Origin of the sequence: Methylobacterium oryzihabitans (assembly GCF_004004555.2) — a bacterium.
GTDB lineage: Bacteria > Pseudomonadota > Alphaproteobacteria > Rhizobiales > Beijerinckiaceae > Methylobacterium > Methylobacterium oryzihabitans.
In genome coordinates this window covers 1-3830 of record NZ_SACP01000068.1, presented here as the reverse complement: position 1 = coordinate 3830, position 3830 = coordinate 1, and the positions used below count along the sequence as shown (strand labels likewise).

3 protein-coding genes and 1 pseudogene are annotated in these 3830 nt (G+C 77.4%); all 4 read right to left on the bottom strand.

The window, feature by feature from the left end:
* Positions 1 to 698: pseudogene (locus EOE48_RS28335) on the bottom strand (hypothetical protein); the annotation flags it as partial.
* Positions 695 to 1951 carry a chemotaxis protein MotC gene (locus EOE48_RS28330; protein ID WP_127734214.1) on the bottom strand — a complete coding sequence of 419 codons (1257 nt, stop codon included), beginning with the start codon at positions 1949 to 1951 and terminating at the stop codon, positions 695 to 697. The gene EOE48_RS28330 and the pseudogene EOE48_RS28335, both read right to left, overlap by 4 nt.
* Positions 1948 to 3357 carry a MotB family protein gene (locus tag EOE48_RS28325; RefSeq protein ID WP_127734213.1) on the bottom strand — a complete coding sequence of 470 codons (1410 nt, stop codon included), beginning with the start codon at positions 3355 to 3357 and terminating at the stop codon, positions 1948 to 1950. The genes EOE48_RS28330 and EOE48_RS28325 overlap by 4 nt, the downstream gene beginning before the upstream one ends.
* Positions 3358 to 3377: 20 nt before the next feature.
* Positions 3378 to 3830: hypothetical protein (locus EOE48_RS29485; protein ID WP_187371584.1), on the bottom strand; the 453-nt coding region annotated here is incomplete at its 5' end.

Below are 3830 nucleotides of genomic sequence, written 5' to 3'. Positions count from 1 at the left end.
ATCGCCGCGGCGGCGAGGCGGTCGTCGGCGGAGGATGCGGACGGGGCGGCACCGGCGGACGACGCCGGCCCGGGCATCGCCGGGGAGGCCGGCACGACGGGGGTCGGAGGCGGCGCCGCGACGTCGGCCGTGGAGGCCGCGGCGGCACCGGCCTGCGCCGCGACCGGGCGGGCCGGTTCCGGCAGGCCGTACTGGACCGGCGCGAAATGCGTCTCCCGCGTCAGGACGGTGATCCGCACCGGCTCGGACGGCACCGGTGCGCCCGCAGGGACCGCGACCGGACGGTCCGGCTGGCCCGGCGCGGGCGATGGAGTGGCGGGCTGGGCCGACGCCGGCGCGGCGAGCGCCAGCAGCACGGCCGGCAGGGCGCCGGCCGCAGGGGGAACGGTGTCCTCGGGCGCCGGCTCGCGCTCCCGGCGCCCGCCGGCCGCGCGTTCCATCAGCGCGCCGAGTTCGTCGCGCCCGGACGATCCGTCCGCCGGCGTCGTCACCGCGGCGCCCTCTTCCGCGGGCGGCGCAGGAACCTGGACGGTCGCGCCGTCGGCCGGCTCGGCGTCTGGGGCAGCCGAATCGCGCCCCAGCGCGCCGAGCAGCGACCCGAACGCCCCGGGATCGCCCGCGGCATCCCCGGCTCCGCGGCCGGAGGCGCGGTCGAGCCGCCGGACCAGATCGGTCAGCTTCGCGTCGACGGGGGTCACTGGCGGCTCCTCTGCATCAGGTCGTCAACGTCCTGTATGACGCTCCGGGCGCGGGCGATGGCGGAGGCCTGCGGCAGCTCGCGCCCGGCGGCCGGGGTCGCGGGCGGCGCCTCGGCCGGCGCCGGGGGCGGCAGGTCGCGGATGCCCCGGGCCGCCGCGAAGGCCGCGTCGAGAAGGGTCGCGTCGGCCTCCGGCAGGGCGTCGCGGTCGACCGCGCGCAGGCCGGCCAGGGCCTCGTCGAAGCGGCCGGGCACGACGATCCCGGCCGCCGAGCGGTAGAGCCGGGCCCGCTCCAGCACCGTGCGGTCGGCCCCGGCGAGGGCGCCGGCGCGGTCGGCGGCGGAGATCGCCGCCGCGGTCCGGCCCTGGTCGACCGCCGCGCGGGCCACCAGCAGGTAGAGGTCGCGCCGTCCCTCCGGGTCGAGTTCGTTCAGCATCGCCTCGAGCCGGGCGAACCTGCCGCGGTCGGCGGCGAAGTCGAGCCGGGTCAGGGCCGCGGCGAAGCGCTGGCGGAAGTTGCCGGCATAGACCGAGTGCCGGAACCGGCGCAGGTACTGGATCGACAGCGCCTCGAACGCCCGCACGTCGCCGATCTGGGCGAGGACGAAGACCTGCCGCCGCAAGGCCCCCTCCTCGATCAGCGTGCCGGGGGCGAGGAGCCGGGCGAGGTCGAGGAAGCGCAGCGACCCGGCGGGATCGTCGCGCACCACCAGCGCCGACTGGATCAGGGCGAGCTGGCCGGCGAGGCCGGGCGGCGCCTTGCGGGCGTCGATCGGCACGAGCAGGCGCCGCGCCTCCTTCTCGCGCCCTTCGAGATAGGCGAGCGCCCCCTGGACCAGCGGCAGTTCCGCCTCCGGCACCCCGTCGCCGGCAAGGATCTGGCGCAGGATCGTCGGCCCGCCGCCGCTGAGCACGAAGGTCACCGCCGCGCGCAGGTTGGCCGGCTCGGTCCAGGTCGCGGGCTCCTGGGTCAGGAGCCGGTTCTCGATATGGGCGATCAGGGTGCGCTGGCCGAGATGGGCCTGGGTCGAGCCGCGGGCGATCTGGTCCTGGAGATGCTGGAGCGTGCGCACCAGCTCCACCGGCAGGCTCCGGGCCGCGACCGGCAGCGGCTCGACCGCCACGGCGGCCTTGCCGCCGCCATGGCCGTCGCCGTGCCCCGCATCCCCCCCCGCCGCGGCGGGTCCGGCGAGCCCGAGGCCGAGCAGGGCCGCCGCAATCCGGAACCGGTGCGCTCTCGAGCGGGGCGTCACTCGGGCCGCCCCCGCAGCAGGATCTCGATGCGGCGGTTCTCCGCCGACTTCGTGTCGGCGGGATTGCGCGGCTGGCGGTCGGCGTGGCCCTCGATGCGCTCGACGCGGGCCTCGTCGAGGCCGCCGCGCACCAGCATGTAGGTCGCCATCTGGGCCCGCGCCGAGGACAGGCGCCAGTTGTCGTAGGTCTCCGAGCGGAACGGACGCGAATCGGTGTGCCCGCGCACGACGATCCTCCCGGGCCTGGCGTTGAGGATCCGGGCGATGCGCTCCAGCGCGCGCACCACCTTCGGCTGCGGCTCGGCCGAGCCGACGCCGAACATCATGAAGTTGAACTCGTCGGTGAGGCTGATGAGGACGCCCTCGCCGGTGCGGCGCACGTCGATGCGGGGTGCGGGCGCCGCGGTCGGCAGCGGCTCGACCGCCTTGAGGATCTCGGCCTTGAGCGCGGCGGCGGCCGCGGTCTCGGCCGCCTCGGCGGGGTCCTTCGAGGGGTCCTTGGCGGCCGCGGCCTTCGCGTCGGCCCTGGGATCCGCCTTCAGGTCCGCCTTGGGGTCGAGGGCGGCGAGCTTCGGGGCGGCCGGGTCCTTCGCCTTCGGGTCCTTCGCGGGTTCCCTCGCGACATCCTTGGCGGCCGCGCCGGCCGGATCGCGCGGGGGGTCCTTCGGCGTCAGCGGCAGCGCCTCGGCGGCGGCGACGCGGACGGCCGCCGCGTCCTTGCGCGGGCCGGGCACCGGGCGCGGGTCCGGCGTCGCCGCGCGGGCGTCGGGGCGGCCGTCCTGCGGCGCCAGGGTGTCGACGCGGCCGGGGCGCTCGGCGCGGGCGGCGGGCAGCGGCGCCACCTGCCAGTACAGGGGATCGAACGGGTCGCGGGCGGCCTCGCCGCCGCTCAGGCCGGGCAGGCCGTCCTCGGTCGAGGCCGCGTCGGGGCTCGACACCTCGACCGGGCGCTCGGGCTCTGCCTCGGCGGCGAGGCGGGCGAGCACCGCGTAGGGATCCTGGAACAGGGCCGCCTCGCGCCCGCGGCTGCCGGCGGCGGCGCCCTCGGCGCGGCCCTTGCCGCCGCCGCCCTTGTCGTCCTTGCCCGGGTCCTTGCCGGATCCGTCCTTGCCGTCGGATCCCTTGGCCTCGGCGCCCTTGCCCTCGGCCGGCCCCTCGGCGCCGACCGGGTCGCGCAGGCCCTTCCGGTCGGGGACCATCTCGGCGAGCTTGACCGGATTGAAGTAGCTCGCGACCGCGGTCTTGGTCTCCTTGCTGGTCGAGTTGATGAGCCACATCACCAGGAACAGCGCCATCATGGCGGTCATGAAGTCGGCGAGCGCGATCTTCCAGGCGCCGCCGTGGTGGCCGTCGTCGTGGTCGCCGTGGCGGCGGACGATGATGATCTCGTTGTGGCCCTCGGCCATGTCAGGTCCCCTCGACCATGTCAGGTCCCCTCGACGGCCGCCGCGAGCCGGCGGCCCCAGGCCGCGAGCTGGGTCTCGATCACGGTGCGGTCCGCCGTCACCCGCACCTCGACGCCGTCTGCGGGCGCGAACGCCACCGCTCCGGCCTCGGGGCCGAGCCGGGCGGCGAGCGCCGCGAGCAGGTCCTCCGGGCCGGTGACGCGGATCGCCGGATGAGCCGGGTCGGCGAGCAGCCGCGCCAGCAGCCCGCGCAGTTCCTCGACCGCCTGGAGCCGCAGCACCCCGTCGAGCACCGGCACCAGCGCCTCGGCGACCCGGTCGGCGAGGCGGGCCTCGATCTCGCTCAGCGCCGCCGCGAGCCCGGCGGCGAGCGGGTCGGCCTGGGCCTCGCCCCAGAGCCGGCGCTCGGCCTCGAGATGCTCGGCGAAGGCGGCGCGCTCGGCCGCGAGGCGGGCCTCGGCGGCGTCCTGCGC